This window comes from Streptomyces sp. SAJ15 (assembly GCF_007595705.1).
In the GTDB taxonomy this organism is placed as follows: Bacteria; Actinomycetota; Actinomycetes; order Streptomycetales; family Streptomycetaceae; genus Streptomyces.
This window is the reverse complement of record NZ_NISY01000016.1, coordinates 45,575-72,034: the sequence shown is the minus strand read 5'-3', so window position 1 is coordinate 72,034 and position 26,460 is coordinate 45,575. Positions and strand designations below refer to the sequence as shown.

Genomic DNA, 26,460 nt, shown 5'->3' with positions numbered 1-26,460 from the left:
CGGAAAACCGTTCGCGCGCGCATCGCCCGCTGGCTACACTCGCCCGTCTTGCCGCCTCCCGCTCGGGAGAGCCGCTTGCCGCCTCCCGCTCGGGAGAGCCGCCGCCCGGACGGAAACCGGCCGGCTCGCTACGCCCTGACCGACCCCGTCGCGTACCGCCGGAGGCGAAACCGTGCCCTCGCACGCCCCTGACCAGCAGCACGATGCGCACAACCCGCTCGACCGGGAGCGGACCCACCTGACCGCCTCCCGGGCAGCGCTGCGGGCGATGCGGGCCGATGTCGAGGCGCTCGACATCACGGATGTGACGGCGAACTGGGTCAACGCCGAGGTGCTGGCCTTCCAGATCGACGAGCGGATCAAGGCGCTGGCGGATCTGGCACACACCCCGCTCTTCTTCGGCCGGCTGGACTACCGGCACGCCCCGGGCGGGGACCTGGCCGAGGGCGCGGAAGGCGAGCGGTTCTACATCGGGCGGCGACACGTGCACGACGCCGACGGCGACCCCATGGTCATCGACTGGCGCGCGCCCGTTTCGCAGCCCTTCTACCGGGCGTCCAAGAAGCAGCCGATGGACGTGGAGCTGCGCCGCCGCTTCGGCTACACCGGCGGCGAGCTGACGGCCTACGAGGACGAGCACCTGACCGACCCCGACGAGGGGGAGCGAGCGAGCCGGCTGCTCCAGTCCGAGATCGAGCGGCCGCGCGTGGGCCCGATGCGCGACATCGTGGCCACCATCCAGCCCGAGCAGGACGAGATCGTCCGCACCGGGATCGGCGGGACGGTCTGTGTCCAGGGGGCGCCCGGCACCGGGAAGACCGCCGTCGGCCTGCACCGCATCGCGTATCTGCTCTACGCCCACCGCGAGCGGCTGGCCCGCACCGGGACGCTGGTCATCGGCCCCAACCGCTCCTTCCTCCAGTACATCGAGCAGGTGCTCCCCGCGCTCGGCGAGCTCCAGGTGCGGCAGGCCACCGTCGACGACCTGGTGGCGCGCGAGTGCGTGACGGTGCGCGGCGCGGACGAGGCCGAGGCGGCGCGCACCAAGGGCGACGCGCGGATGGCGGAGGTGCTGCGGCGCGCGCTGCGCTCGCATGTGTCGCCGCCGACCGAACCGGTGGTCGTGGTGCGCGGCTCGCGCCGCTGGCGGGTGCCGGCGTACGAGGTGGAGGAGATCGTCACCGAGCTGCTGGGGCGCGACATCCGCTACGGGGCCGCCCGCGAGGCGCTGCCGCAGCGGATCGCGCACGCGGTGCTGGTGCGGATGGAGCAGGCGGGCGAGGCGCCGGACGACCGGGTGCAGGACGCGGTGGCGCGCGACGCGGCGGTGAAGGCGGCGGTGAAGGCGGTCTGGCCGCCGGTGGATCCGGCCAAGCTGGTGCTGCGGCTGCTCTCGGACGCCGACTTCCTGGCGGAGCACGCGGCGGGGGTGCTCTCCGCCGACGAGCAGAAGGCCGTGCTCTGGGCGAAGCCCGCGCGGAGCGTGAGGTCCGCGAAGTGGTCGCCCGCCGACGCCGTGTTGATCGACGAGGCGGCCGATCTGATCCAGCGCACCGGCTCGCTGGGGCACGTGGTGCTGGACGAGGCGCAGGACCTGTCCCCGATGCAGTACCGCGCGGTCGGCCGGCGCTGCACCACCGGCTCGGCCACCGTCCTCGGCGACCTGGCCCAGGGCACCACCCCGTGGGCGACCGGGAGTTGGCAGGAGGCGCTCACCCACCTCGGCAAGCCGGAGGCGACGATCGAGGAGCTGACCCAGGGCTTCCGCGTCCCACGCGAGGTGATCGCCTACGCCTCCCGGCTGCTGCCCGCGATCGCCCCGGGACTGACGGAGGCCACCTCCGTCCGCGAGTCGCCGGGGGACTTCTCCGTACGGGCCGTGGCGCCGGACGGGCTGGACGCCGCGGTCGTCGCCGCCTGCCGCGAGGCGCTGACGCGCGAGGGCTCGATCGGCCTGATCGCCGCGGACGCCCGGATCCCGGCGCTGACCGCGGCGCTGGAGGCGGCGGGCCTGGCCCACCTCTCCCCGGGCGCGGAGACCACCGCCGAGTCCCGGCTGACCCTGGTGCCGGCGACGCTGGCCAAGGGCCTGGAGTACGACTACGTGGTCCTGGACGAACCGGCGGCGGTGGTCGACGGCGAGCCGGACGAACGGACCGGCCTGCGACGGCTGTACGTCGCGCTGACGCGCGCGGTGTCGGGACTGACGGTGGTGCACGCGACGGCCCTGCCGGAGCGGTTGGCGTAACCGCGAGAGACCCGACGCACGACACGGCGGCGCGCCGCGAGGCGGCAGGCGGGACGGCGCGAGGCGGTCAGCGCACCGGGAGCGGGGTCTCCAGGGCCTCGCGCCAGATGGTCACCGAGGCCGCGTCGACCGGGGAGGCCCAGCCGTCGGGGCGGGCCGCGCCGCCGATGTGGAAGGCGTCGACGCCTCCCTGGCGCAGCATCGGCAGGTGCTTGAGCTGGAGCCCGCCGCCGACCATGATGCGCGGCCCGTAGCCCGGCTCGGGGACCGGGTCGGCGGCGCGGGCGGCCTCGGCCAGCAGCGTGGCGAGGCCCTCGTCCACGCCGCGGGGGGAGCCGGCGGTGAGGTAGGTGTCCAGTCCGGGCAGCCCGGCGAGCCGCTTGCGCAGCGCGTCGCGGTCGGCGGCGTGGTCGATGGCGCGGTGGAAGGTCCAGGAGGCGCCGTCGACGGCCTCGACGAGCGCGCCGACCGCGGCGAGGTCCGGCTGGCCGCCGTCGTCGAGGAAGCCGAGGACGAACTCCTCGGCGCCCTCCGCCCGCAGCGCCCGCGCGGTCTCGCAGAGGGCGTCCAGCGCGGCCGTGTCCCCCGCCGCGAAGCCGTCGGTCGCCCGCAGCATCACGCGCAGCGGGAGGGACACGGCGGCGCGGATGGCCGCGAAGGTCTCGTGGTCGGGGGTGAGACCGTCCGCGGCCATGTCCGTGACCAGTTCGAGGCGATCCGCCCCACCGGACTGGGCAGCGACGGCGTCGGCCACGTCGAGCGCGATCACCTCAAGAATTGGTCTAGACATGTAGTCTAGCCTGCCACACGCGGCCCGGCGCCGAAACCCGGCCCCTCCCTCCTTTGCCGCACAATGACCTCATGACGTCGCCCCGGCCCCGCCCGGCCCAGCCGCCGCACCCCGAGCACGACGCCCTGCTCTCCCGTTGGGTGGTCCTGCTCGACAGCGCCCGCGACGGGGCGTGCCACCCGGGCCCGTACGCGTACGGCGAGAACCTGCTCGCCCGATGGTCGGAGCCGCAGCGGCGCTACCACACCACCGACCATCTGAGGGCGACCCTCGACCACGTCGACGCGCTGGCCCACCACGCCGCCGACCCGGACGCGGTCCGGCTGGCCGCCTGGTTCCACGACGCGGTCTACCTCCCGGAGCGCTCCACCAACGAGGAGCGCAGCGCCCGCCTCGCCGAACGCGCCCTCCCCGAGGCCGGCGTCCCCGCGCCCCGCACCGCCGAGGTCGCCCGACTGGTGCGGCTCACCAGGACCCACGACCCGGCCCCCGGCGACACCAACGGCGAGGTCCTCTGCGACGCCGACCTCGCGGTCCTCGCCGGCCCGCCCGACGCCTACGCCGGCTACGCGGCCGCCGTCCGCGAGGAGTTCGCCTTCGTCCCCGACGACGCCTTCCGCGCCGGCCGCGCCGCCGCCCTACGCCAACTCATCGGACTCCCCCGGCTGTTCCACACACCGGAGGGGTACGGGCGCTGGGAGCGGACCGCCCGACGGAACCTCATGACGGAGCTCGAGCTGCTCGGCGCGTAGCGCCGCCCGCACTGACCAGCTTCACCAGAAAGTCGGCATTGGCGGCTGCGCGGTGGCCCAGGACGACGCAGTGATGGGGCAGCGGGGCCAGTTGCTCGGCGACCGCGGAGCGCGCCTCGGCTCGGCCGCCGCCGTCGACTCCCCCGGCGAGGCCGAACACGTCGGGGTAGCGATCCTCGGTAGCCCCCCGCATGAAGTCGTGATCACCGAGAGTGCGTGCGGCATCGACGATGGCGGGGGCGGCGTCTGGGGCGATGGAGGGGAAGATCAGCGCGGTGGCGTTGCCACCGGTGGCCAGGTTCAGCCCGAACCACGAGGCGAACTGATCGGGGAAGACCTGGGCCTTCAGCTCTCGCCCGGACGCCTCCCAGAGGGGTTCACGGCGGCCGGCGAGAAGGGCGTCGGTCACCCGCTGGTCCTGGGTGGGGTGCAGTGCCTCCCCGGCCAGTACTCGCTGGTGAGCGGAGTCGTACAGTCCGAGTGCGTCGAGCAGTCCGAGTCCGAGGGCTGCGGCGGAGGGCCAGGGCAGGATGCGCACCTGGCCGGTGGTGGGGTCTGGACGTACGAAGATCCGGTCATTGGCGAGCAGCTCCCAGCCCCTGGTGGCCAGGAGCAACGCGGTGGTGGTCTTCCCGGCACCTTTGGCCCCGAAGGTCAGCACGGCTCCGCCGTCGTGGACGACGGCGGAGCCGTGGAGGAGCGCCCACCCGCCCCGGAGCAGGGCGCCGCGTACGGTGTCGCGGGCAAGGCGGCAGGCGGCCATGGCGACCGCCTGGGTGTCGCACCCGGCAATGGTCAGGCACATACGGCCGGGTTCCGAGTAGTACGCCAGCCGGTGCTCGGGAGAGACGGCGGTCACCGTCCCTTCGCCGTCATGGCGAGTGACCAGCATCGGGGCTCGGGCGTAGATGGTCTCCTCGCCGAGGTGGTCCGCGACGGTGGCGGCAAGGTCCGCGTAGTACGCGGGGTCGATGTCCGCGCGGACGACCGGCGAGGGGGAATCCTGCTGGGCCGGCACATGCTCCGCGCTCCACCAGGGGCCGAAGTAACGGCGCACCCAGTCAGTGACGGCGTCGGAGTGGGACATGACGGTGACGGACGCCTCGGCCGCACGGAGGCGCGTTGCGGTACAGGTGTTCACGGTGTCCTCTCCTGGGCGGGTACGGCGATCGCCTCGGTGGCGTGACCGTGCAATGCCCTGTAGGCGGTGACGAGCTTGTGGTGGGCGGCGGCGAACTGGCGCTGCTCGGAGTCGTCCAGAGCGGGCAGGCACGCGACGGGTCGCCCATGGGTGAAACGCAAGGGGATGCCGATCCAGCCGCCCTGCCAAGGCGCTGACAGCTCGGTCACTCCGTCGCTGAGGCCGAGCGTCAGACGCAGCGCGGAGGCCACGGCTCCGGCGGGACCGGAACGAGTACGGCCGATCCCGGCGCGGATCCGGCCGGGCCGTGTGGCCAATTCGTCGCGGACCTGCTGCAAGGGAATGGGGACCGGCTGCGCGTTGACGGTGGTGGACGAGGCGCACACCACAGCGCCGTCTCCGTGCTCGCCGATCACGTGCCCTCGTACGGCTCGGGGCGTGACGTTCAGCAGGCGGGCCAGGGCCCCTCGGTACCGGACACTGTCGAGGTTCGAGCCGATCCCGAAGACGCGACGGCAGCCGGACACTTCGGCGAACGCACGCGCCATCAGATCCACCGGATTGGTGACCACGAGAACAGTGCCCGAGTAGCCGCGCAGCCCCGCGCCGAGGGCGCGGACGGCGGATGCGTTCGCCGCGGCTCCGCCCATACGGATATCCGTCCGGCAGGTGTTGACGAAGCCCGTCCGGAGGGTGACCACCACCGCCTCGCAATCCATGAGGTCCGTTGGATGGCAGGTGAGCGGGCGCACCGGAGAGCCGAGACCGACGCGCATGTCATCAAGGTCAGCCGCTAGCGCCGCGGTCTGTTCTGACATACGTGACGTCAGGAGCAGCCGTCCGCACAGCCCGGACATCACCAGCGCCCCGCACACCGCCTGGCCGACCGCGCCGGCCCCCACCACTCCCACAGCCGACACTCGGGCCGATGAAGGGCTCACGACGCCACCTCCTCAGCATGGGCCAGGACGCGCTCCCAGGCTCGGCGCGGGCTGGGCTGACCGGTCAGGTCGGCGGCGGCGGCGTCCAGGAAGGCGCATACGGCATCGGCACGCCGCACCAGGGCCGCGGCACGCACGGGTAACGGCAATACCGAGGGGGCCGCCAGGTAGGTCGTCAGGATGTTGCCCGTGTCCATGAGCCAGAGAGTCAGCAGCTCGCAGAGCCACTCCGCGCGCTCCTGGCGAGGCAACAGGCCAAGGCGAGACTCGACGAACGCTCCCAAGCCCTCGGTCGCCTGGCGTGCCGCGCGGCCACCAGGCCGGGACGCTGCCAGGAGCAGCACGGTACGGCTGACCAGCTTCGCGGTGTCGACACTTGCACGGGCACGCATCAGCCCGGGGTCGAGGAACACCGGCCGGCCGCTGTCGGCGACGACCACGTGTTCCGGCTTCAGGTCTCCGTACACGAGTGTGGGGCAGGTCGCCGGCAGCACGGCGGGCCGCATACGGTCCAGCCGGGTCACGGCCTGGCGGAGCGTAGGGGGCAGGTCTTCCCAGCAGCCGGACTTGCGACCGCCCTGACCATGGAACTTACGATCGAACGTCGCCGCGATGTCGCGCTCGGCGATATCGCTGTCCCGGGACAAGCGGCGTACAGCGTACGGCTGGTGGAGCCCGCGCAACTGTTCCAGCGACATGGCGAGGAGCTCGGCGACGTTCCCCGGACTCGACACCATCAGATCCGCCAGCGTCGAGCCCGACACCGGCTCTGTGAACAACACCCCATTGCGGAAGGCCGCCACACCACACACCGCTGGACGATCCAGTCGGGCGAGGAAGCGGAGCTGTGCCGCCTCCCGCGCCAGGAGGCAGTCGGGACACGCGACGTACTCCGCTTGAGCCCTCAGCACCTGCGGCCAGTCCCCACACGTGCCGCGCAGCAGCGACACCAGGGAGACCCCCAGGAACGAGCACTTCCCATATAACTCCCGGCCCCCCACGCGCAGGCGGTGCACGTATCCAGTGACGCTCGGGACATGCGACGTCAGCACGACCTCGGTGCCCGACCACTCCTCAGCTGCTGCCCGACGGATCTGCTCCCGTCCGTAGGCGAGCACATCGACGACCGCGGGCCCTACGGGCGCCGCCCGGCTGGCAGCGCCTGGGGAAGTGACGATCTGCATGGTTGCCCCCTGCTCCTTCAGGTGATCGCAGCGTGCCCTGCCAGCGAGCCGTCGGGCATCGCCCGCCCCGCCGAGGCGCACACGGACAGTCAACGCCTCCACGCAGTCCGCAACTACGGGGGGCAGACCGCAGGGGCGTTTAACGCGTTTACGCTCGCTGAATCCGATGTCCCATCGGGTCTACGGTGGACCCCCAGGCTCGACGCGTCGCAGGGGAGCAACCCGTGAAGCGATCACCCAACCACCGGCTCCGCGAGGCCATCAGGGAGTCAGGCGCGAGCTACGACGCCTTGGCTCACGACGTGCGCGTCATCGCCGCGTCAGCGGGGAATACGGCACTGCGAACGAACCGCTCCGCCGTCGCCCACTGGGTAGCCGGCGCGCAGCCCGCCGAGGAGACCGCCCACTACCTCGTCGAAGCGCTGTCCCGCCGCCTGCATCGCGCACTCACATTCGAAGACATGGGTCTATCGTCGTCAGCAGCGGACTTGGGCGGCCACCCAGACCTGGGGCTGAGCCTCGGCCCGGATCCGGTGGAGACCCTCGGACGGATGGGGAGAGCCGACATCGAACGCCGAACTTTCCTGACCGGGAGCGCCTATTCCGTCGCCGCAGCCGCGCTTCCCCTCGGGGTGCCACAGGAGTACGCGGCGCGGGCCACCGCCGTCGAGCACGGCGCCACCGCCGGCGCGGCCGAGATCGCCGCCGTACGCGACATGACCGCCATGTTCACCGCCATCGACGAACGCCACGGCGGCCAGCACGGCCGCGGCGCTGTCGTCCACTACCTCACCACCGATGTGGCCGCGCTCTGCCGTGCCCGCTTCCGCACCGAGCGCCAGCACGCAGAGATGCTCAGCGCCGCCGCCTCCCTCGCGTACCTGGCCGGCTGGAAGGCGTACGACGCCGGGGAACACGGCCTGGCGCAGCGCTACTACCTCCAGGCATACGCCCTCACCCAGGAGGCCGGCGACGACGCGCACGCCGCGTTCGTCCTGCGCATCCTCGCCCACCATGGCATGGACAACGGCCGCCACGAGCACGTCCTGGGCCTGGCCGAAGCCGCCCTCAGCCGCGCCAAGGGAGGCACCGACCGGGCCACCGAGTCCCTGTTCGTGATCTGCCGAGCCCGCGCCCTGGCCAACGCCGGCCGCCCTCGCCAAGCTGTCCAGGAGGCACTCCGCGCCCGCGGTATGGCCGCCGACGCGACCCCCGGCGACATGGCCGGCTGGGCCGCCATGTGGGGCGCGGCACCCGCCACCGTCGACTCCCACACCGCCAAGATCCTCCAGCGCCTCGGCGACCACTCGGCGGCGGAGAAACACCACGGTGAAGCGGCCGCCCGCTACGGCGACACCGCCCATCAGCGCATCAAGGCCCTCAGCATCGCCGCCCAAGGCCAGATGCAGTGCGCCCAAGGCCACATCGACGCCGCCTGCCACACCTGGCACCGCGCCCTGGACGCCATGGAAGGCGTTCGCTCCGCCCGCACCCGCAAAGCCGTCCAAGCCATGCGCACCGACCTCGCCCGGTTCCGCCGTCGTGGCGCCCGTCCGGCCGCGGAACTGGACGAGCGGGCACGCACGTGGCTGCGGGACACGGCGCACTAGGGCCGGTCGGGCCGCTCGGCGGCGATGGTTGGCTGCCCGCGCACCCATGCGCCAGCGGACGACCTTCCGTGCGGCGGCCCTGCGGGCGACCGACCTCGGATTCCGGCACGAGGCGCGCGCCTGGTTCGCGTGACGGCCCCGGGGCCACCGGTAGGGCGGCGACCGCTCCGCCGGGGGCTCAGCCCGCCGTTCCGGCCTGCCCCAGCTTCCCCACCCGCGCGACCGCCACCGCCGTCTTGCCGCAGACCCAGTGCGGGTCCGGGCCCAGCTCCGGCTCGACGTCCAGCGCGTGCGGGTTGTCACCGACGCAGACGGGGCACAGCGGCCAGCGGCCGTACCGCTCCAGCAGGGCGTCCTGGACGTCCTGGGCGACCAGACCCGCCACGTACTCCACGCCCTCCGGCCACTGCTCGACCCACCAGCGACGGTGGGCGATGGCGTCCTCGACCAACGAGACGATGTCCGCCTGGGCGACCTGACCGGCGGTGAGGTCGGCGAGAACGAGGGCTCGCGCCGCGTGCAGCGCCTGTTCGAGGTCCATACGGATCATTGTCGCGCGGCGCGGAGCCTTGACGCCCCACAGTCGCCGAAAATACTTTTCAAGAGTGAGCAGTCCACTGAAGGAAACTTTCCGCCAGGGGAGCCCGGCCCCGGCGGGCCCGGTGCGGCCCGGCCCGCCCCAGACAGGCTCAGCCCCGACCGGTCGGGCACCGGCCGGCCCGGGCCCCACCGGCCAGGCGCAGACCGCCCAGGCGCGGTCGGGCGTGGGACAGTCGGGCCAGGGTCAGGACGGACCCGCCCCCGGCGGGTCCGGTGGAGGCGTCCAGCCGCCTCCCCCCGCCGCGCTCGCCGCCAAGGTCCGCACCCTCGCCCCCTCGATGACCCGCTCCATGCAGCGCGTCGCCGAGACGGTGGCCGGGGACCCGGCCGGGTGTGCCGCGCTGACGGTGACCGGGCTCGCCGCGCGGACCGGGACCAGTGAGGCGACCGTCGTCCGCACCTCGCGCCTGCTCGGCTACCCCGGCTACCGCGACCTCCGGCTGGCGCTGGCCGCGCTCGCCGCCCAGCAGGCCGCCGGGCGGGCGCCCGCCGTCACCGCGGACATCGCGGTCGACGACCCGATGGCCGACGTGGTCGCCAAGCTCGCCCAGGAGGAACAGCAGTGCCTGGCGGACACCGCCGCCGGGCTGGACACCGCGCAGTTGGAGGCGGCGGCCGCCGCGCTCGCCGGCGCGCGGCGCATCGACGTGTACGGGATCGGCGCCTCCCACCTCGTGGGCCAGGACCTGGTCCAGAAGCTGCTGCGCATCGGGCTGGTCGCGCACGCCCCCGGCGACCCGCACCTGGCCGTCACCAACGCCGTCCAACTGCGGGCCGGGGACGTGGCCATGGCGATCACCCACTCCGGCCGCACCACCGACGTCATCGAGCCGCTGCGGGCGGCCTTCGAACGCGGCGCGACCACGGTCGCGATCACCGGCCGGCCGGACGGCGAGGTGGCCCAGTACGCCGACCTGGTGCTGACCACCTCCACCGCCCGCGAGAGCGAGCTGCGCCCGGCCGCCATGTCCAGCCGGACCAGCCAACTCCTGGTCGTCGACTGCCTGTTCATAGGCGTCGCCCAGCGTACGTACGAGACCGCCGCACCCGCGCTGGCCGCCACGTACGAGGCCCTCGCACACCGGCACGAGCCGCGCGGCCGCCGCTGACGCGGCCACCACCGGAGAGACCCGCCACCCCCACCCCCGAAAGAGCCCCCTCACCCCATGTCTTCCCTCGACCACGACCAGGAGACCCGGCTGCGCGCCGAGCTCGACGGCCTCACCACCGAGGCGTTCCGCCCCGAGCTCGCCGACATCGACCGGCTCGACACCCTCTCCATCGCCCGGATCATGAACGGCGAGGACGCCACCGTGCCCGCCGCCGTCGCCGCCCAACTGCCGCGCATCGCCGCCGCCGTCGACGCCACCGTCGTCCGGATGAGCCGCGGCGGGCGGCTGATCTACGCCGGGGCCGGCACCGCCGGGCGGCTCGGGGTCCTGGACGCCAGCGAGTGCCCGCCCACCTTCAACACCCGCCCGGACCAGGTCGTCGGGCTGATCGCGGGCGGGCCACGGGCCATGGTGGTCTCGGCGGAGGGCGCCGAGGACAGCGAGCGACTGGCCGCCGCCGACCTGGACGCGCTGCGGCTGACCGCCGCCGACACCGTCGTCGGGATCTCCGCCTCCGGCCGCACCCCCTACGCCGTGGGCGCCGTCGCGCACGCCCGGCGGCGCGGCGCGCTCACCATCGGGCTCTCCTGCAACGCCGGGTCCGCGCTCGCCGCCACCGCGGACCACGGGATCGAGGTGGTGGTCGGGCCCGAGCTGCTCACCGGCTCCACCCGGCTCAAGGCCGGCACCGCCCAGAAGCTCGTCCTCAACATGCTCTCGACCATCACCATGATCCGGCTGGGCAAGACCTACGGGAACCTGATGGTCGACGTGCGCGCCTCCAACGACAAGCTGCGCGCCCGCTCCCGGCGCATCGTCGCGCTGGCCACCGGGGCCGACGAGAGCACCGTCGAGGAAGCGCTGACCGCCACCGGCGGCGAGGTGAAGAACGCCATCCTCGCCATCCTGGCCAAAGTGGACGCGCCCACCGCGGCCCGGCTGCTGGCCGACGCCGACGGCCGGCTGCGCACCGCCCTCCAGACGGCCGGCGTCCCCGACGCGTAGCGGCCCGGGGCGTGGCGCGCCCGCTGCCGGCACACCCGGGAACGCCCGAGGGCGGCACCCCTCGCGGGGTGCCGCCCTCGGTCCGTGTACCGGAACTACCGATCCCGTGGGGATCAGAAGTCCATGTCACCGCCCGGCATGCCGCCCGGAGCGGCCGCGGCGGCCTTCTCCGGCTTGTCGGCGATGACGGCCTCGGTGGTGAGGAACAGCGCGGCGATCGACGCGGCGTTCTGCAGCGCGGAGCGGGTGACCTTGGCCGGGTCGATGATGCCCTCGGCGACCAGGTCGACGTACTCGCCGGTCGCGGCGTTGAGGCCGTGACCCGGGGTCAGGTTGCGCACCTTCTCCACGACGACGCCACCCTCGAGGCCGGCGTTGACGGCGATCTGCTTCAGCGGGGCCTCCAGGGCCAGGCGCACGGCCTGGGCACCGGTGGCCTCGTCGCCCTCGAGCTCCAGCTTCTCGAAGACCGAGACGGTCTGCAGCAGGGCCACGCCACCACCGGCGACGATGCCCTCCTCGACGGCGGCCTTGGCGTTGCGCACCGCGTCCTCGATGCGGTGCTTGCGCTCCTTGAGCTCCACCTCGGTCGCGGCGCCGGCCTTGATGACGGCCACGCCGCCGGCCAGCTTCGCGAGGCGCTCCTGGAGCTTCTCGCGGTCGTAGTCCGAGTCCGAGTTCTCGATCTCGGCGCGGATCTGGTTCACGCGACCCTGGACGGCCTCGGCGTCACCGGCGCCGTCCACGATGGTGGTCTCGTCCTTGGTGACGGTGATCTTGCGGGCGCGGCCCAGCAGGTCGATGCCCGCGCTCTCGAGCTTGAGGCCGACCTCCTCGGAGATCACGGTGCCACCGGTGAGGATGGCGATGTCGCCCAGCATGGCCTTGCGGCGGTCGCCGAAGCCCGGGGCCTTGACGGCGACGGACTTGAAGGTGCCGCGGATCTTGTTGACGACCAGGGTCGCCAGGGCCTCGCCCTCGATGTCCTCGGCGATGATCAGCAGCGGCTTGCCCGACTGCATGACCTTCTCCAGCAGCGGAAGGAGGTCCTTCACGTTGCTGATCTTGGAGTTGACGATCAGGATGTACGGGTCGTCCAGGGACGCCTCCATACGCTCCATGTCCGTCGCGAAGTACGGGGAGATGTAGCCCTTGTCGAAGCGCATGCCCTCGGTGAGCTCGAGCTCCAGACCGAAGGTCTGCGACTCCTCGACGGTGATGACGCCTTCCTTGCCGACCTTGTCCATCGCCTCGGCGATGAGCTCGCCGATCTGGGTGTCGGCGGCGGAGATGGAGGCGGTGGAGGCGATCTGCTCCTTGGTCTCCACGTCCTTGGCCTGCTCGAGCAGCTGGGCGGAGACGGCCTCGACGGCCTTCTCGATGCCGCGCTTGAGAGCCATCGGGTTGGCGCCCGCGGCGACGTTGCGCAGGCCCTCCTTGACCAGCGCCTGGGCGAGGACGGTCGCGGTCGTCGTGCCGTCACCGGCGACGTCGTCCGTCTTCTTCGCGACCTCCTTGACCAGCTCGGCGCCGATCTTCTCGTACGGGTCCTCGAGCTCGATCTCCTTGGCGATGGACACACCATCGTTGGTGATCGTGGGGGCGCCCCACTTCTTCTCAAGGACGACGTTGCGACCCTTGGGGCCGAGGGTGACCTTGACGGCGTCGGCGAGCTGGTTCATCCCGCGCTCAAGGCCGCGCCGCGCCTCCTCGTCGAACGCGATGATCTTGGCCATGTGAAGTGGTCCTCCCAGGACGGGGTGGATTGCTCCGGACCGCGCTGGCGCCCGCGACGGACGGCCCCCGAGCCTTGCGGTTCCCTACCCCGCAGGCCCTGCTGACCTCACCGACCCGGTCCTTCGTTGTCACTCTCACCTTCAGAGTGCTAACGCCAATGATTAGCACTCGACCCCCGAGAGTGCAAGGCGGTCGCGCAGCGACCGCTCGATTGAGGGCGGTGGCGGGAGACGGGTGGGAGCAAGGCGGTCGCGCAGCGACCCCTCGATTGAGGGCGGTGGCGGGAGACGGGTGGGAGCAAGGCGGTCGCGCAGCGACCGCTCGATTGAGGACGGGGCGTACCCCTTTTCTCCGGGCACGCGGAAGGGCCCACGCTCCCTCCTCGAAGCGCGAGCCCTTCCTTACGCTGCAGTCAGCGGTCTACGTCTCGGCGATCAGCGATCAGGCCGACACTCGGACCATGTCCGCCTGCGGCCCCTTCTGGCCCTGCGAGATCTCGAACTCGACCCGCTGGCCTTCCTCAAGGGTGCGGTAGCCGTCCATCTGGATCGCGCTGTAGTGGACGAACACGTCCGCACCACCGTCGACCGCGATGAAGCCGTACCCCTTCTCCGCGTTGAACCACTTGACGGTGCCCTGAGCCATTCCTAACTCCCCTATTACTGGCCCTTGCGCAGGACCGCACTCCGCGGACCCGGGTCAGACCTCACCCTCCGGTCAGTGGAAGGTGTGCGCCGGAACGCGTCGACCGCCGCTGAATGTATCTGTCCAACTGCCCAGCGCAACAGGTCAATCGGACGAGAATTCCGGCAGCGGCCTAGACGCCGAACTGGGAGAATGTCGAAGAATCCGGGGCAAGTCGGGCCGGACATAGCAGGCTAACCCGACAATTCATGCACACAATTCGCGCACAACTTGACGGGTTCTCATATGTGCTCGGCGCGCCGCCGGCGAGGGGAAACGCCTCAACTGTATCGCGCCTCAACACACGGAATCACCCCGTCCGGTTTCTTTTCGGGACGGGGTGATTACCGGGCGGTATAGGGGGGAAGGGGGCTGGGTCAGCCTCCGGCCACCGCCGGAATGATGGAGACTCCGGCGCCGTCCGGCACCGACGTGGCCAGGCCGTCGGCGAAGCGGACGTCGTCGTCGTTGACGTAGACGTTGACGAAGCGGCGCAGTTTGCCCTGGTCGTCCAGGACCCGGGCGCCGATGCCCTGGTGGTTCCGGTCCAGGTCCGCGATCACCTCGGCGAGGGTGGCGCCCTCGGCGGTCACCTCGGCCCGGCCGCCGGTGTAGGTGCGCAGGATGGTCGGGATTCGGACGTTGACGCTCATGTGGTGTGACCTCCGGTCAGGTACGGGGAGAGTGGCCGTCGCTCACGCGAGACCGGCCTCGCGGAACGCGTCCAGGTTCGGCCGGATCACCGCGGACGGCCCCGTCGTCGGCGCCACCGCGTCCAGCGTCTTCAGGCCGTCGCCGGTGTTGAGCACGACGGTGGTCAGGGTCGGGTCGAGCACGCCGGCCTCGATCAGCTTCCGCGTCACGCCGACCGTCACCCCGCCCGCCGTCTCGGCGAAGATGCCCTCGGTGCGGGCGAGCAGCTTGATCGCGTCGACGATCCGCGCGTCGTCCACGTCCTCCACCGCGCCCCCGGTGCGCCGCGCGATGTCCAGCACATAGGGGCCGTCGGCCGGGTTGCCGATGGCGAGCGACTTGGCGATGGTGTCGGGCTTCACCGGCCGGACGACGTCATGGCCGTCCTTGAAGGCCCGGGAGACCGGGGAGCAGCCCTCCGCCTGGGCGCCGAAGATCTTGTACGGGCGGTCCTCTACCAGACCGAGTCGGATCAGCTCCTTCAGCCCCTTGTCGATCTTCGTGAGCTGGGAGCCGGAGGCGATCGGGACCACGATCTGGTCCGGCAGCCGCCAGCCGAGCTGCTCGCAGATCTCGTACGCCAGCGTCTTGGAGCCCTCGCCGTAGTACGGGCGGAGGTTGACGTTGACGAAGCCCCAGCCCTCGCCGAGCGGGTCGCCGATGAGCTCGCTGCAGAAGCGGTTGACGTCGTCGTAGGTGCCCTCGATGCCGACCAGGTCGCCGCCGTAGACCGCGGCCATGACGACCTTGCCCGCCTCCAGGTCGTGCGGGATGAAGACGCAGGAGCGGAAGCCGGCCCGGGCCGCCGCGGCGCCCACCGCGCCGGCCAGGTTGCCGGTGGAGGAGCAGGACAGGGTGGTGAAGCCGAAGGCCCGGGCCGCCTCGACGGCGATGGCCACCACCCGGTCCTTGAAGGAGTGGGTGGGGTTCCCGGAGTCGTCCTTGATGTGCAGCTCGCCGGTGACGCCCAGCTCGCGGGCGAGGTTGTCGGCCCTGACCAGCTGGGTGAAGCCCGGGTTCAGATTGGGCCGGGAGGCGACGTCGGCGGGGACGGGAAGCAGTGGCGCGTACCGCCAGATGCTGTTCGGGCCGGCCTCGATGCGGCGGCGCAGCTCCTCGGGGTCGCCCTCCGGCAGCTCGTAGGCGACCTCCAGGGGGCCGAAGCAGACCTCGCAGGCGAAGATCGGGCCGAGCCCGAAGCGCTCCCCGCACTCCCGACAGGACAGGGCGACGGCGGGACCGAGGTTCACGGAGCCGGCGGCGGAGTCGGCGGCGGGTGCGGCGGCGGTCGAGACTTCGACGGCGGGTGCGGCGGGTACAGCCATAGCGGCGAGGCCCTTTCTCCTCATCTTCCTCGCGACGTGTCTCGCCGCGAGACGGAATTGGCACCTTCCCCGCCGGGAGCCTCGCGTCGGACGGCGTCGCGTCGAGCGCTGACGTCGGTGACCGAGACCGGCTGGAGGGTTGCCGGGGCTTCAACGGGCCGTGTCCCTCTGCCCCTCTGGATGAGCGGTATGGCGCTGGGCGAACCCAGGCGTTTTTCTGCGGACCGACCCCGGCATGCGAAGGCCGTCCGCGTTGTTCAAGACTGTAACCGAAGGGGCGGGCGGTGAAGAGGGCCGTCCGCACCGCGAGATGCGAGATGCCGACCGGGGAGACGAACGCACGTGCTGGAAGAGGTGGAGCGCTGGCTGCGGCAGCGCTCCTGGTCCGCTGCCGACCGCCCGCTCGACCAGCTGCTGGCCGCCAAACGGGCGGCGGGCACCACCGTGAGCGTGGTGCTGCCGGCCCTGAACGAGGAGGCGACGGTGGGCGAGATCGTCGCCACCATCCGTCGCGAGCTGATGAGCCGGCCGGAGAGTGAGCCGGGCGGCGCGGGGGTGCCGCTCGTCGACGAGCTGGTGGTGCTGGACTCCGGCTCCACCGACGGCACGGCGAAGGTGGCCGCCGAGGCGGGCGCCCGGGTCGTGCACCGCGACGCGATCCTGCCGCGCGTTCCGGCCCTGCCCGGCAAGGGCGAGGTGCTGTGGCGCTCCCTGCTGGTGACCGGCGGCGACATCATCTGCTTCGTCGACGCCGACCTGCGCGAGTTCCGCGCCCGGTTCGTCTCCGGCATCGTCGGCCCGCTGCTGACCGACCCGGACGTACACTTCGTCAAGGCGATGTACGACCGGCCGCTGGCCGGCGGCGCGGCGGGCGCCGGGGCCGCCGGCCAGGGCGGACGGGTCACCGAGCTGGTCGCCCGGCCGCTGCTCAACCTGCACTGGCCGCTGCTGGCCGGCTTCGTCCAGCCGCTGGGCGGGGAGTACGCGGCGCGCCGCTCGCTGCTGGAGCGGCTGCCGTTCCCCGTCGGCTACGGGGTGGAGCTGGGGCTGCTCGTGGACGCGCTGCACACGGTGGGGCTGGACGCGCTGGCGCAGGTGGACGTCGGGGTGCGGCTCCACCGCCACCAGGACGACCAGGCGCTGGGCCGAATGGCCGCCGCGATCTACCGCACCGCCCAGCTGCGGCTGGCCCGCGGCCATCTGGTGCGGCCCCGGCTGACCCAGTTCGACCGCGGCGAGGAGGGCGGCTTCGTGCCGCGCACCGCCGCCGTCGACACGGAGGAGCGCCCCCCGATGACCGAGGTCCCCGAATACACCACCCGCCACGCGGCGTAAGAATCCGTTCGCACGTTTGCCCGCCCCGCGCGATGGCTAGGCTCGCGACATGGCCTTCGCCCGCTCCGGCGCCCAGGGCGCCCAGGTCCTCCTAGCGTCCAACCGCGGCCCCGTCTCGTACACGCGGGAGGAGGGCACAGGCCGGCTCACCGCCAGGCGTGGCGGCGGCGGGCTGGTCTCCGGGCTGAGCGCGATCGGCCCGGAGACGGACGCGGTGTGGGTGTGCGCGGCGCTCGGGGAAGGGGACCGGGAGGCGGCGCGGGCCGCCGCGGAGGCGGGCGGCGGCGGGCACCTCGACCGGGCCGACACCGGCGGCCAGCGGGTGCGGATGCTCGACATCGCGCCGGACGTCTTCACCGCGGCGTACAACGGGATCGCCAACTCCGTGCTGTGGTTCGTGCACCATCTGCTCTACCAGACCCCGCTCGAACCCGTCTTCGACGCCCGCTTCCGCGCCGAGTGGGCGGCGTACGAGAGCTACAACGCGGCCTTCGCGGACGCGCTCGCCCAGGAGGCGACCGAGCGAGCCGCGGTCCTGGTGCAGGACTACCACCTCGCGCTGGTCCCGGGCCTGCTACGGGAGCGGCGGCCCGACCTGCGGATCGGGCACTTCTCGCACACCCCGTGGGCTCCGCCGGACTACTACCGGCTGCTGCCGGATGACGTGGCGGAGCGGGTGCTGCGCGGCATCCTCGGCGGTGACCGGGCGGCCTTCCTCACCGACCGCTGGGCCGCGGCCTTCGCCGAGTGCTGCGCGGACGTGCTCGGCGCGGAGATCGTGCGGTACGGCGGCGAGCTGGCCATCGCCCACGAGGGCCGGACCACCCGGCTGGGCGTGCACGGGCTGGGGGCCGACGCCGACTTCCTGCGCGAGCGTTCGCGCCGACCCGACGTGACCGAGCGGCTGGCCGCGCTGCGCGAGCAGATCGGGCCGGGGCGCAGGACGATCGTGCGGGTGGACCGCACCGAGCTGTCCAAGAACATCGTCCGCGGCCTGCTGGCCTACCGGAGGCTGCTGGAGATCCGCCCGGAGTGGCGCGGCCGGGTCGTGCACATCGCCTTCGCCTACCCCTCCCGCCAGGACCTGGCCGTCTACCGCGCGTACACCGCCGAGGTGCGACGCGTCGCCGAGGAGATCAACGACGCCTTCGGCACCCCCGACTGGCGGCCCGTGGCGCTGCACGTCAAGGACGACTTCGCGCGCTCGCTGGCCGCCTACCGGCTGGCGGACGTGGCCCTGGTCAACCCGATCCGGGACGGCATGAACCTCGTCGCCAAGGAGATCCCCGTGGTCTCCGAGAAGGGCTGCGCGCTGGTCCTCTCCCGGGAGGCGGGCGCCTTCGCGGAGCTGGGCGACGAGGCGATCGCGGTCAATCCGTACGACGTGGAGGCCACCGCCCACGCGCTGCACGAGGCGCTCACCATGTCCGCCGAAGAGCGCGCCGACCGCGGCAGGCGGATGGCGGACGCGGCCACCGCGCTGCCACCGCAGGCCTGGTTCCTGGCCCAGCTCCGGGCCCTGGGCGGGTGAGCGGGGGGCGGGGGGCACGGGGCACGGCGACCACGGCGGGCACGACGGGTGAGGCGAGCACGACGGGCATGACGGGCACGAGGCATACGACCGGTGCGACCGGTGCGACCGGTGCGACCGGCGGGGAGGCCGGCGCGGAAGACACGGGGGCCGGCGCGGCCGGGGCGGAGGACGCCGCAGCGGGCTCGACCGGTGCGGCCGGCGCCGGGCGCGGCGCCGTGCTGCGCGTGCTGACCTGGAACGTGTGGTGGCGCTTCGGCGCGTGGCGGGAGCGGCGCGAGGCGATCGCGACGGTGCTGCGCGCCACCCGGCCCGACGTCATCGGGCTGCAGGAGGTGTGGGGGGACGGCTCGGAGAACCTGGCGGCCTGGCTGGCGGCGGAGCTGTCGCGGGAGCCGGGCGAGGAGTGGGCCTGGACCTGGGCGGCGTCCGAGATGCCGGACCGCTGGCGCCGGCGGGTGGACGACGACACGCTCGACGTCGGCAACGCGGTGCTGAGCCGGTGGCCGATCGTCGACCGCGACGTGCTGCGGCTGCCCACGGCGGGCGGCGCCGACGACGGCCGGCTGGCCCTGCACGCGCTGATCGCCGCGCCGGGGGCGCGGGTACCGTTCTTCACGGCGCACCTCAACCAGGCCCCGTACGAGTCGGCGGTGCGGTGCGCCCAGGTGGCGGCGCTCGCCGAGTTCGTCGCCTCGCACAGCGGCGACACCGCCTTCCCGCCCGTGGTGACCGGCGACTTCAACGCCGTCCCCGACTCCGACGAGATCCGTCTCCTCGGCGGCTTCCGCACCGCGCCCGTGGTGCCCGGCCAGGTCCTGGTGGACGCCTGGGAGTACGCCGACCCGGCCGCCCCCGCGGTCACCTGGGACCGCGCCAACCCGCATGTCGCCGCCGGCTTCGAACCCAGCGCGCGCATCGACTACATCCACGTCGGCCTCCCCGGCCCGGACGGCCTCGGCCATGTCCGTGCCGTCCGCCGCACCGGCGACGCCCCCGTGTCGGGCGTCTGGCCCTCCGACCACGCCGCCGTGGTGGCGGACCTGGCCCTGCCGTCGTGAGGCGAGGCGGCGCGCCGGGCTCAGCCGCCGGACGTCGCCTGGTCGCGGGCCAGGGTGTCGGCGAGGGCGGTGAGCAGGGTGACGACGCCGCGCGGGCCGTCGACCACCAGGTCGGCGCGGGCGGCGAGTTCGGTGACCTCGTCGCTGCCGCTGCACACCAGCAGACCGGGGAGGCCGTCGGCGCGGAGGTCCTCGACGGCGGCGAAGGCGGCGAGGTCGCCGAGGTCGTCGCCGGCGTAGAGGACCGCGCCGGCACCGGTCTCGCGGACGTACTCGGTGAGGGCGACGCCCTTGTCCATGCCCGGCGGGCGGAGTTCCAGGACGTAGCGGCCGGGCTCGACGATCAGCCCGTGTCGCTCGGCGAGCCGCTGGAGCGGCTCCCGGAGCCGGTCGAAGGCGGCCTGGGGGTCGGGGGCCCGGCGGGTGTGCACCGCGACGGCGCGGCCCTTGTCCTCGACCCGGGCGCCGTCCGCGAGGCCGCCGGGCTCCAGCACCTCCGGCAGCTCGGCCTGGACGGCGGCGACGCCCGGGTGGGGCGGCGGGGCGCTGAGTTCGCCGCTGCCCGCGTCCCAGCGTTCGGCGCCGTAGTGGCCGAGCACGGTGAGGCCCTCCAGTCCGGGCACGCCGGCGAAGCCGCCGTAGCGCACCGCGACCCCGGCCGGGCGACCGGTGAGCACGGCGACGGAGCCCAGCCTGGGGGCCAGCCGGGCGAGGGCGGGGAGGGCGTCGGGGTGGGCGCGGGCCTGCTCGGGATCGGGGACGATCTCGGCGAGGGTGCCGTCGAAGTCGAGGGCCATCACGGCCCGGTCCGGCCGCTCGATGATGGCGGCGAGTCCATCCCGTCCGGCGGGCGTCGCGGGTACGGGGAGAGGGTGGCTGCCCATGCGGCCGACCCTACCGACGCCGCCCCGAAGGCGACACGGGGCCGCGCGGGCCCGTCCCCGGGAACGTCGCATCCGCCGCCCGAGTGGCGTCGCGTCCCAGAGGGGCGTCCGCGTCGCCCCGCCGCCCGGGTGGGCGCCGCGTCTCAGCGGCGGGCCCGGCGCTCCTCGCGGACGCGGCGGAGGCGATTGACCGTCACCGGGTCGTGCGCCAGGGCGCGGGGGTCGTCGAGGAGGGCGTTGAGGAGCTGGTAGTAGCGGGTGGGCGAGATGCCGAGCCGCTCGCGGATGGCGCGTTCCTTGGCGCCGGGGCCGGGCCAGCCGCGCCGCTCCACGGCGAGCAGCGCCCGGTCGCGCTCGGAGAGTCCACCGGTGTCGGCGCCTCCCTCGGCGTCTCCCTCGGTGTCTCCCTCGGTGTCTTCCTCGGCGGGCGCCGGCCGGGTCCCGGGGTCGTCGGACGGGCGGTGCTCCCCGGGCGGCGTGCCGGGCCGGTCGGGCTCGCTGGGCTGGTTCTCGGTCACGTCTTCCACCTTGCCACCGCGCCCGACCGGGCGTACCCGGCGGGCCGGACCCCGGGGCGGGGGCCGGCCGCGCGGTCGCCGCCTAGCGCTTCGCGTTCTCCGTGGTGTCCGCCTCGCGCTGGAGCTCGCCCAGGATGCTCGCCGGGTCGGCGCCCTTGGCGACGACCGTGCCGATCTTCTGCTTGATCGACTTGCTCACCGTGGCCCAGGAGGTCTTGTCCGCCGGGTAGAACTCGGCGCTCTCCAGCTCGTCGAGGAACTCCCAGACCGGCTTGAAGTCCTCGTCCGCGCGCATCGCCTCGGAGGCGTCGGTGGTGACCGGCAGCAGGTCGTACTGGCCGGTGAAGTCCAGGACGTTCTTCTTCGTGTAGACGAAGTCGAGGAAGGCGCCGATCTCCCGGCGCTTGCCGTTCTGGTTGAAGGCCATCATCCAGTCGGCGACGCCCATCGTGGACTTGGACTTGCCGTTGACGCCGGGGAGCGGGGCGGTGCCGAACCTGACGCCGCCCTCCTCCGCCTGCTTCATCAGCGTGGGGTGGCCGTTGAGCATGCCGACCTCGCCGCGGACGAACGCGTCGAAGACGTCCTGGCGGTTGGTGCGGCCGGGGGAGCCGGCGCCGGTCAGGCCGGTACCGACGAGCTCGTCCCGCAGCCACTCGAAGGTCTTGATGTTCTCGACGGAGTCGATGGTGTAGGCGCCGTTGGCGTCGGTGTAGCCGCCACCGCCGCTGAGCATCCACATCATGGTCTCGGCGGGCGCCTCCTCGGGACCGAGGGGCAGACCGTACGGGATCTTCACACCCGCCGACTTGAGCTTGACGGCGGCGGCCTTCAGCTCGTCCCAGGACTCGGGCGGGGAGCTGATGCCGGCGGCGGTGAAGAGCTTCTCGTTGTAGAAGAGCAGTCGGGCGCTGGAGACGAAGGGGAGCCCGTACTGCACCCGCCGCACCTCACCGGCGCGGGCCACGGAGCTGATGAAGCTCGCCTGGGTGGGTATGGAGAGCAGCTGGTCGGCGCGGTAGAGCTTGCCGGCGGCCGCGTAGTCGGCGTAGGCGCCGATCTGGGCCAGGTCGGGGGCGTCACCGTCCTTGACCATCTCGGCGACCCTGCGGTCGACCTCGGTCCAGCTCAGGACCTTGACGTCGAGGGTGATGTCCTTGTGGTCGGCCTCGAAGGCGACCGCCAGCCGGTCCCAGTACTTCTGCGAGGTGTTGGCCGCGGAATCGCCGTAGTCGGCGGCGACCAGCTTCAGGGTCACCTTGCCGGAATCGGAACCGGAGCCCGAGCAGGACGTGAGGGCAGGTGCCATCGCCGCCGTGGCGGCACCCGCCGCCGAAAGACCCAAGAAACGCCGCCGCTGCACTTGCCCGCTACCCACCTTGTGGTTTGTATGTCCCCTTTGCCCTACCGGAGTTTCCGCTTCCAGAACGCCGGCACGAGTAGCGAGTCTCCCCCGCATACCTACACAAGGTCTACACCATGGCCGATCTCGCTTTGATACCGGCCTTCCCATGAGCCGAAAGGGGCTGCTATCCACGTCGCTGTGGGGGCCACCCCCGACACCGGGTTCCGGCCCCAACTCCCTTGTCCTGTAACGCCCTGGCCCCGCGTCGCCACCCGCGCCACGGTGCCCGTAGAGCCGTCACGCGAGGAGCAGCCACAGATGACCGCAGCCGAACAGTCCGCCGCCGCATCCGCCGCCGCGGCTTCCGGTTCCCCCGCCGCTTCCGTGTCCCCTTCCGCTTCCGGTTCCCCTTCCGCTTCCGCCGCTCCGTGCGGACCTCCGTCCGCGGCCTCGCGTACGGCACGTGAGATCGCCACCCAGCCGGAGTGCTGGCGCCGGGCCGCGTCCGCCGCCGCCACCGCCCGGGGGCTGCCGCTGCCCGGCGAGCGGGTGGCGGTGACCGGGTGCGGCACCTCGTGGTTCATGGCGCAGGCGTACGCGGCGCTCCGCGAGGCCGCCGGGCAGGGCGAGACGGACGCCTTCGCGGCCTCGGAGTTCCCGGTGGGCCGGGCCTACGACCGGGTGGTCGCCATCACCCGTTCCGGCACCACCACCGAGGTCCTGGAGTTGCTCGGCGCGGTGCGCGGCCGCACGGCGACGACCGCGCTGACCGCGGACCCCGGGACTCCGGTCATGCGGGCCGCCGACGAGGTCGTGGTGCTGGACTGGGCCGACGAGGAGTCCGTGGTGCAGACCCGCTTCGCCACCACCGCGCTGGCCCTGCTGCGCGCCGGCCTGGAGGCGCACGGGCCGCTCCCCGCGGGCGTGGCGACCGTCGCCGAGGCCGCGGCCGACGCGGAGACGGCGCTGCGCCGCCCCCTGCCCGAGGCGCCGCTCGCCGCCACCCAGTGGACCTTCCTGGGGCGGGGCTGGGCCTACGGGCTGGCCCAGGAGGCCGCCCTGAAGATGCGCGAGGCCGCCGGGGCGTGGACCGAGTCCTACCCCGCCATGGAGTACCGCCACGGCCCCCTCGCCATCACCGCCCCCACCCGCGTCACCTGGATCTTCGGACCGGTCCCGGCGGGCCTGGCCGACGACGTGGCGCGCGCGGGCGGCACCCTGGTCGCCGAAGCGGGGCTCGATCCCCTGGCCGACCTGATCCGTGCCCAACGGCTCGCCGTGGCCGTCGCCGAGGCCCGCGGCTGTGACCCCGACCGCCCGCGCAACCTCACCCGCAGCGTGATCCTCACCGACCGGCCGCACTGATCACGCCCCCTCCCCCGCGGACGACGCCCGGCACCCGGCGCGCGGACGGCCGGCGCGCGGACGGCCGGGCGTACCCGGGGCGGGCCGCCCCCCGCGAGGCACACCCCCGATGGAGGGACACCCCGATAGTGGACTAGACCTTTTGCGCACGGGCGAGCGACACTGTCACCCGTGAGACACGTCATCGCCCTCGATGTGGGCGGCACCGGCATGAAGGCGGCCCTGGTCGGGGCGGATGGCGCGCTGCTGTACGAGGGGCGCCGGCCGACCGGCCGTGAGCGGGGCGCGGAGGCGGTGGTCGCCGGAATCCTGGACTTCGCGGCGGAGCTGGCCGAGCTCGGGCGGGCCCGCCTCGGGGAGTCCGCCCTCGCGGCCGGGGTGGCCGTGCCGGGGATCGTCGACGAGCCCGGCGGCATCGCGGTGTACGCCGCGAACCTCGGGTGGCACGACGTCCCGATGCGCGCGCTGCTGTCCGAGCGGCTCGGCGGGGTGCCCGTGGCGCTCGGCCACGACGTACGGACCGGCGGGCTCGCCGAGGGGCGGATCGGGGCCGGCAGGGGCGCCGACCGCTTCCTCTTCATGCCGCTGGGCACCGGCATCGCCGGCGCGATCGGCATCGGGGGCCGGATCGAGGCCGGCGCGCACGGCTGCGCCGGCGAGATCGGGCACATCGTGGTCCGGCCCGGCGGCCCGGCCTGCGGCTGCGGGCAGCGCGGCTGCCTGGAGACGCTGGCCTCCGCGGGCGCCGTGAGCCGCGCCTGGGCGGCCGCCGGGGGCGACCCTGAGGCCGACGCCGCCGACTGCGCCAAGGCCGTCGAGTCCGGCGACCCGCGCGCCCGCGCCGTCTGGGACGAGGCCGTCGCCGCCCTCGCCGACGGCCTGGTCATCGGGCTGACCCTGCTGGACCCGCGCACGCTGATCATCGGCGGCGGGCTGGCCGAGGCGGGAGACACGCTCTTCGCTCCGCTGCGCGCCGCGGTCGCGGAGCGCGTGACCTTCCAGAAGCTCCCGGAGATCGTGCCCGCGGCCCTCGGCGACACCGCCGGCTGCCTGGGCGCCGGGCTGCTCGCCTGGGATCTGGTCTCCACCGCGGACCCGGAGCCCGGCGAGGCCACGGAGCCCGCGGCGACGCGATCCACCGCGCCCACCGCGACCGCCCCGGCCGCCGAGGACGGCGGCGGCGACCGGGCCGCACCGGGCGCCCCGGCCGAACGGCCGCCCTCCCCCCGCCCCACCACCGCATCCCTCGAATCCCACCCATCCACGGAGGTAACCGCCTGATGGCCCCCAGAACGGTTCTCGCAGGTGCCCGCGTGGTGCTCCCCACCGGTGTCGTCGACAACGGCCGGGTCACCGTCGAGGGATCCCGGATCGTCGCCGCCCAGGCCGAGGACGCGCGCCCCGAGGGCGCCCGGGCCGGCGCCGAGCCGACCGCGGACACCCATGACCTCAGCGGCCACTGGCTCGTCCCCGGCTTCGTCGACATGCACGTACACGGCGGCGGTGGCGCCTCCTTCTCCGCCGGCACCGCCGACGAGGCCCTCACCGCCATCGGCACCCACCGCCGGCACGGCACCACGACCATGCTGGCCTCCACCGTCACCGGCGACCTCGACGACCTCGCCCGGCAGGCGGCGGCCCTGTCCGAGCTGGTCGAGCAGGGCGAGCTGGCCGGACTGCACTTCGAGGGCCCGTTCATCTCCCCGCACCGCTGCGGCGCCCACCAGCCCTCGCTGCTGCGCGACCCGGACCCCGCCGACGTCCGCAAGCTCGTCGACGCGGCGCGCGGCACGGCGAAGATGATGACGCTCGCCCCCGAACTGCCCGGCGGGCTGGACTCCGTACGACTGCTGGTCGACCACGGGGTCATCGCCGCCGTCGGCCACACCGACTCCGACTACGCGGCCACCGCCGAGGCCATCGAGGCGGGCGCGACCGTGGCCACCCACCTCTTCAACGCGATGCCCTCGCTGCTGCACCGCGCGCCGGGGCCGATCGCCGCGCTGCTGGAGGACGAGCGGGTCACCGTGGAGCTGATCAACGACGGCACGCATCTGCACCCGGCCGTGCTGGAGCTGGCGTTCCACCGCGCGGGCGCGGACCGCGTCGCCTTCATCACCGACGCCATGGGCGCGGCCGGCATGAGCGACGGGATCTACCCGCTCGGTCCGATGCGGGTCGAGGTCAAAGACGGGGTGGCCCGGATCAGCGACGGGCCGACGGCCGGTTCGATCGCAGGTTCCACGCTCACCCTGGACCACGCGTTCCAGCGGGCCGTGACCGTCGACGGCCTGACGGTGGAGCAGGCGACGCGCGCCCTGTCGGCCACCCCCGCCCGCGTCCTCGGCCTGGCCGACCGGGTCGGCTCGCTGGAGGCCGGCAAGGACGCGGACCTCGTCGTCCTGGACGACGCGTTCGCGCTCGTCGGCGTGATGCGGAAGGGCGACTGGGTCATCGAGCCGGGCAAGGGCTGACATCCCGCCATGACGTAAGAGGGACCGCCCGAGGGGTCGCCCGCGGCCCGACCCGATGGCATGATCGCTGACGCACACACGCACAGGTCCACCGCAGGTCTGACGTCGAGTGACACGCAGCGCCG

22 protein-coding genes, 1 pseudogene and 1 riboswitch are annotated in these 26,460 nt (G+C 73.4%); of the genes and pseudogenes, 11 read left to right on the top strand and 12 right to left on the bottom strand.

Annotation, left to right across the window (positions count from 1 at the left end):
- Positions 1-172: 172 nt before the first annotated feature.
- Positions 173-2,248, top strand: coding sequence for an ATP-binding domain-containing protein (locus CD790_RS29780; RefSeq protein ID WP_260867996.1), 2,076 nt, complete (start codon positions 173-175; stop codon positions 2,246-2,248).
- 67 nt (positions 2,249-2,315) lie between these two features.
- Here the strand turns inward: CD790_RS29780 and CD790_RS29775 are convergent, their stop codons facing one another.
- Positions 2,316-3,038 (bottom strand): copper homeostasis protein CutC, encoded by a 723-nt coding sequence (locus CD790_RS29775; RefSeq protein ID WP_144386477.1) that lies wholly within the window; start codon positions 3,036-3,038, stop codon positions 2,316-2,318.
- A 71-nt stretch (positions 3,039-3,109) separates the two neighbouring features.
- Between CD790_RS29775 and CD790_RS29770 the strand changes: the two genes are divergently transcribed.
- Entirely contained in the window at positions 3,110-3,790 is a 681-nt protein-coding gene (locus tag CD790_RS29770) for a hypothetical protein (protein ID WP_144386476.1), read from the top strand.
- Here CD790_RS29770 and CD790_RS29765 read toward each other — a convergent pair.
- Genes CD790_RS29765 through CD790_RS29755 form a run of 3 tightly spaced genes read right to left on the bottom strand, consistent with a single transcriptional unit; the run spans position 3,759 to position 7,056 of the window.
- The gene (locus CD790_RS29765) at positions 3,759-4,931 is read right to left on the bottom strand and encodes a hypothetical protein (RefSeq protein WP_144386475.1); all 1,173 of its coding nucleotides are present in this window, start codon (positions 4,929-4,931) and stop codon (positions 3,759-3,761) included. The genes CD790_RS29770 and CD790_RS29765 overlap by 32 nt on opposite strands.
- On the bottom strand, positions 4,928-5,872 hold the full coding sequence (locus tag CD790_RS29760) for a lactate/malate family dehydrogenase (protein WP_260867995.1): 945 nt from the start codon (positions 5,870-5,872) through the stop codon (positions 4,928-4,930). Before CD790_RS29760 ends, CD790_RS29765 begins: the two co-directional genes overlap by 4 nt.
- The gene (locus CD790_RS29755; protein ID WP_144386474.1) at positions 5,869-7,056 is read right to left on the bottom strand and encodes a phosphotransferase; all 1,188 of its coding nucleotides are present in this window, start codon (positions 7,054-7,056) and stop codon (positions 5,869-5,871) included. The genes CD790_RS29760 and CD790_RS29755 overlap by 4 nt, the downstream gene beginning before the upstream one ends.
- 551 nt (positions 7,057-7,607) lie before the next feature.
- Here CD790_RS29755 and CD790_RS29750 point away from each other — a divergent pair.
- Positions 7,608-8,666, top strand: a complete 1,059-nt coding sequence (locus CD790_RS29750; RefSeq protein WP_260867994.1) for a hypothetical protein — start codon at positions 7,608-7,610, stop codon at positions 8,664-8,666.
- 178 nt (positions 8,667-8,844) lie between these two features.
- Here the strand turns inward: CD790_RS29750 and CD790_RS29745 are convergent, their stop codons facing one another.
- Positions 8,845-9,207, bottom strand: coding sequence for a hypothetical protein (locus tag CD790_RS29745; RefSeq protein WP_144386472.1), 363 nt, complete (start codon positions 9,205-9,207; stop codon positions 8,845-8,847).
- A 223-nt stretch (positions 9,208-9,430) separates the two neighbouring features.
- On the opposite strand from CD790_RS29745, the gene CD790_RS29740 reads away from it, so the two are divergent.
- The gene (locus CD790_RS29740) at positions 9,431-10,375 is read left to right on the top strand and encodes a MurR/RpiR family transcriptional regulator (RefSeq protein ID WP_144386519.1); all 945 of its coding nucleotides are present in this window, start codon (positions 9,431-9,433) and stop codon (positions 10,373-10,375) included.
- A 57-nt stretch (positions 10,376-10,432) separates the two neighbouring features.
- A complete protein-coding gene (gene murQ, locus CD790_RS29735) occupies positions 10,433-11,383 on the top strand; it encodes an N-acetylmuramic acid 6-phosphate etherase (protein WP_144386471.1) in 951 nt (316 codons plus the stop codon).
- A 113-nt stretch (positions 11,384-11,496) separates the two neighbouring features.
- Here the strand turns inward: murQ and groL are convergent, their stop codons facing one another.
- From groL to thrC, 4 genes are all read right to left on the bottom strand, one after another.
- Positions 11,497-13,119 carry a chaperonin GroEL gene (gene groL, locus CD790_RS29730; protein ID WP_144386470.1) on the bottom strand — a complete coding sequence of 541 codons (1,623 nt, stop codon included), beginning with the start codon at positions 13,117-13,119 and terminating at the stop codon, positions 11,497-11,499.
- 442 nt (positions 13,120-13,561) lie between these two features.
- On the bottom strand, positions 13,562-13,765 hold the full coding sequence (locus CD790_RS29725; protein WP_010035953.1) for a cold-shock protein: 204 nt from the start codon (positions 13,763-13,765) through the stop codon (positions 13,562-13,564).
- Positions 13,766-14,181: 416 nt separating this feature from the next.
- Positions 14,182-14,457: a MoaD/ThiS family protein gene (locus CD790_RS29720; RefSeq protein WP_144386469.1), complete on the bottom strand. Its 276-nt coding sequence runs from the start codon at positions 14,455-14,457 to the stop codon at positions 14,182-14,184.
- Positions 14,458-14,499: 42 nt separating this feature from the next.
- Positions 14,500-15,846: a threonine synthase gene (thrC, locus tag CD790_RS29715; protein ID WP_144386468.1), complete on the bottom strand. Its 1,347-nt coding sequence runs from the start codon at positions 15,844-15,846 to the stop codon at positions 14,500-14,502.
- A riboswitch (SAM riboswitch) is annotated at positions 15,840-16,009 on the bottom strand. (Overlaps the previous gene by 7 nt.)
- Positions 16,010-16,164: 155 nt before the next feature.
- On the opposite strand from thrC, the gene CD790_RS29710 reads away from it, so the two are divergent.
- The 3 genes from CD790_RS29710 to CD790_RS29700 all read left to right on the top strand — a co-directional run bounded on the left by CD790_RS29710 (position 16,165) and on the right by CD790_RS29700 (position 19,749).
- The gene (locus tag CD790_RS29710; RefSeq protein WP_144386467.1) at positions 16,165-17,157 is read left to right on the top strand and encodes a glucosyl-3-phosphoglycerate synthase; all 993 of its coding nucleotides are present in this window, start codon (positions 16,165-16,167) and stop codon (positions 17,155-17,157) included.
- A gap of 49 nt (positions 17,158-17,206) precedes the next feature.
- Positions 17,207-18,688 (top strand): trehalose-6-phosphate synthase, encoded by a 1,482-nt coding sequence (locus tag CD790_RS29705; protein WP_144386466.1) that lies wholly within the window; start codon positions 17,207-17,209, stop codon positions 18,686-18,688.
- 221 nt (positions 18,689-18,909) lie between these two features.
- On the top strand, positions 18,910-19,749 hold the full coding sequence (locus CD790_RS29700; RefSeq protein WP_260868004.1) for an endonuclease/exonuclease/phosphatase family protein: 840 nt from the start codon (positions 18,910-18,912) through the stop codon (positions 19,747-19,749).
- A 20-nt stretch (positions 19,750-19,769) separates the two neighbouring features.
- On the opposite strand, the gene otsB is transcribed toward CD790_RS29700, so the two are convergent.
- From otsB to CD790_RS29685, 3 genes are all read right to left on the bottom strand, one after another.
- Complete coding sequence (gene otsB / locus CD790_RS29695) at positions 19,770-20,633, bottom strand: trehalose-phosphatase (RefSeq protein WP_144386464.1); 864 nt, start codon at positions 20,631-20,633, stop codon at positions 19,770-19,772.
- Between the two features lie 143 nt (positions 20,634-20,776).
- Positions 20,777-20,974: a DUF3263 domain-containing protein gene (locus tag CD790_RS37025; protein WP_144386518.1), complete on the bottom strand. Its 198-nt coding sequence runs from the start codon at positions 20,972-20,974 to the stop codon at positions 20,777-20,779.
- A gap of 259 nt (positions 20,975-21,233) precedes the next feature.
- Entirely contained in the window at positions 21,234-22,460 is a 1,227-nt protein-coding gene (locus CD790_RS29685) for an extracellular solute-binding protein (RefSeq protein WP_186319299.1), read from the bottom strand.
- 354 nt (positions 22,461-22,814) lie between these two features.
- Between CD790_RS29685 and CD790_RS29680 the strand changes: the two genes are divergently transcribed.
- The 3 genes and pseudogenes from CD790_RS29680 to nagA all read left to right on the top strand — a co-directional run bounded on the left by CD790_RS29680 (position 22,815) and on the right by nagA (position 26,335).
- Positions 22,815-23,861, top strand: coding sequence for an SIS domain-containing protein (locus CD790_RS29680; protein ID WP_260867993.1), 1,047 nt, complete (start codon positions 22,815-22,817; stop codon positions 23,859-23,861).
- Between the two features lie 171 nt (positions 23,862-24,032).
- A pseudogene (locus tag CD790_RS29675) lies at positions 24,033-24,950 on the top strand (ROK family protein); the annotation flags it as partial.
- Positions 24,951-25,141: 191 nt separating this feature from the next.
- Entirely contained in the window at positions 25,142-26,335 is a 1,194-nt protein-coding gene (gene nagA, locus CD790_RS29670; RefSeq protein WP_144386462.1) for an N-acetylglucosamine-6-phosphate deacetylase, read from the top strand.
- The last annotated feature ends 125 nt before the right edge of the window (positions 26,336-26,460 follow it).

Coding starts and splice junctions, on each gene's coding strand:
- otsB (WP_144386464.1), bottom strand. CDS start 20,633: ATGGGCAGCCACCCTCTCCCCGTACCCGCGACGCCCGCCGGACGGGAT.
- nagA (WP_144386462.1), top strand. CDS start 25,142: ATGGCCCCCAGAACGGTTCTCGCAGGTGCCCGCGTGGTGCTCCCCACC.
- murQ (WP_144386471.1), top strand. CDS start 10,433: ATGTCTTCCCTCGACCACGACCAGGAGACCCGGCTGCGCGCCGAGCTC.
- groL (WP_144386470.1), bottom strand. CDS start 13,119: ATGGCCAAGATCATCGCGTTCGACGAGGAGGCGCGGCGCGGCCTTGAG.
- CD790_RS29685 (WP_186319299.1), bottom strand. CDS start 22,460: ATGGCACCTGCCCTCACGTCCTGCTCGGGCTCCGGTTCCGATTCCGGC.
- CD790_RS29745 (WP_144386472.1), bottom strand. CDS start 9,207: ATGGACCTCGAACAGGCGCTGCACGCGGCGCGAGCCCTCGTTCTCGCC.
- thrC (WP_144386468.1), bottom strand. CDS start 15,846: ATGAGGAGAAAGGGCCTCGCCGCTATGGCTGTACCCGCCGCACCCGCC.
- CD790_RS29705 (WP_144386466.1), top strand. CDS start 17,207: ATGGCCTTCGCCCGCTCCGGCGCCCAGGGCGCCCAGGTCCTCCTAGCG.
- CD790_RS29775 (WP_144386477.1), bottom strand. CDS start 3,038: ATGTCTAGACCAATTCTTGAGGTGATCGCGCTCGACGTGGCCGACGCC.
- CD790_RS29750 (WP_260867994.1), top strand. CDS start 7,608: ATGGGGAGAGCCGACATCGAACGCCGAACTTTCCTGACCGGGAGCGCC.
- CD790_RS29720 (WP_144386469.1), bottom strand. CDS start 14,457: ATGAGCGTCAACGTCCGAATCCCGACCATCCTGCGCACCTACACCGGC.
- CD790_RS29755 (WP_144386474.1), bottom strand. CDS start 7,056: ATGCAGATCGTCACTTCCCCAGGCGCTGCCAGCCGGGCGGCGCCCGTA.
- CD790_RS29770 (WP_144386476.1), top strand. CDS start 3,110: ATGACGTCGCCCCGGCCCCGCCCGGCCCAGCCGCCGCACCCCGAGCAC.
- CD790_RS29725 (WP_010035953.1), bottom strand. CDS start 13,765: ATGGCTCAGGGCACCGTCAAGTGGTTCAACGCGGAGAAGGGGTACGGC.
- CD790_RS29680 (WP_260867993.1), top strand. CDS start 22,815: ATGACCGCAGCCGAACAGTCCGCCGCCGCATCCGCCGCCGCGGCTTCC.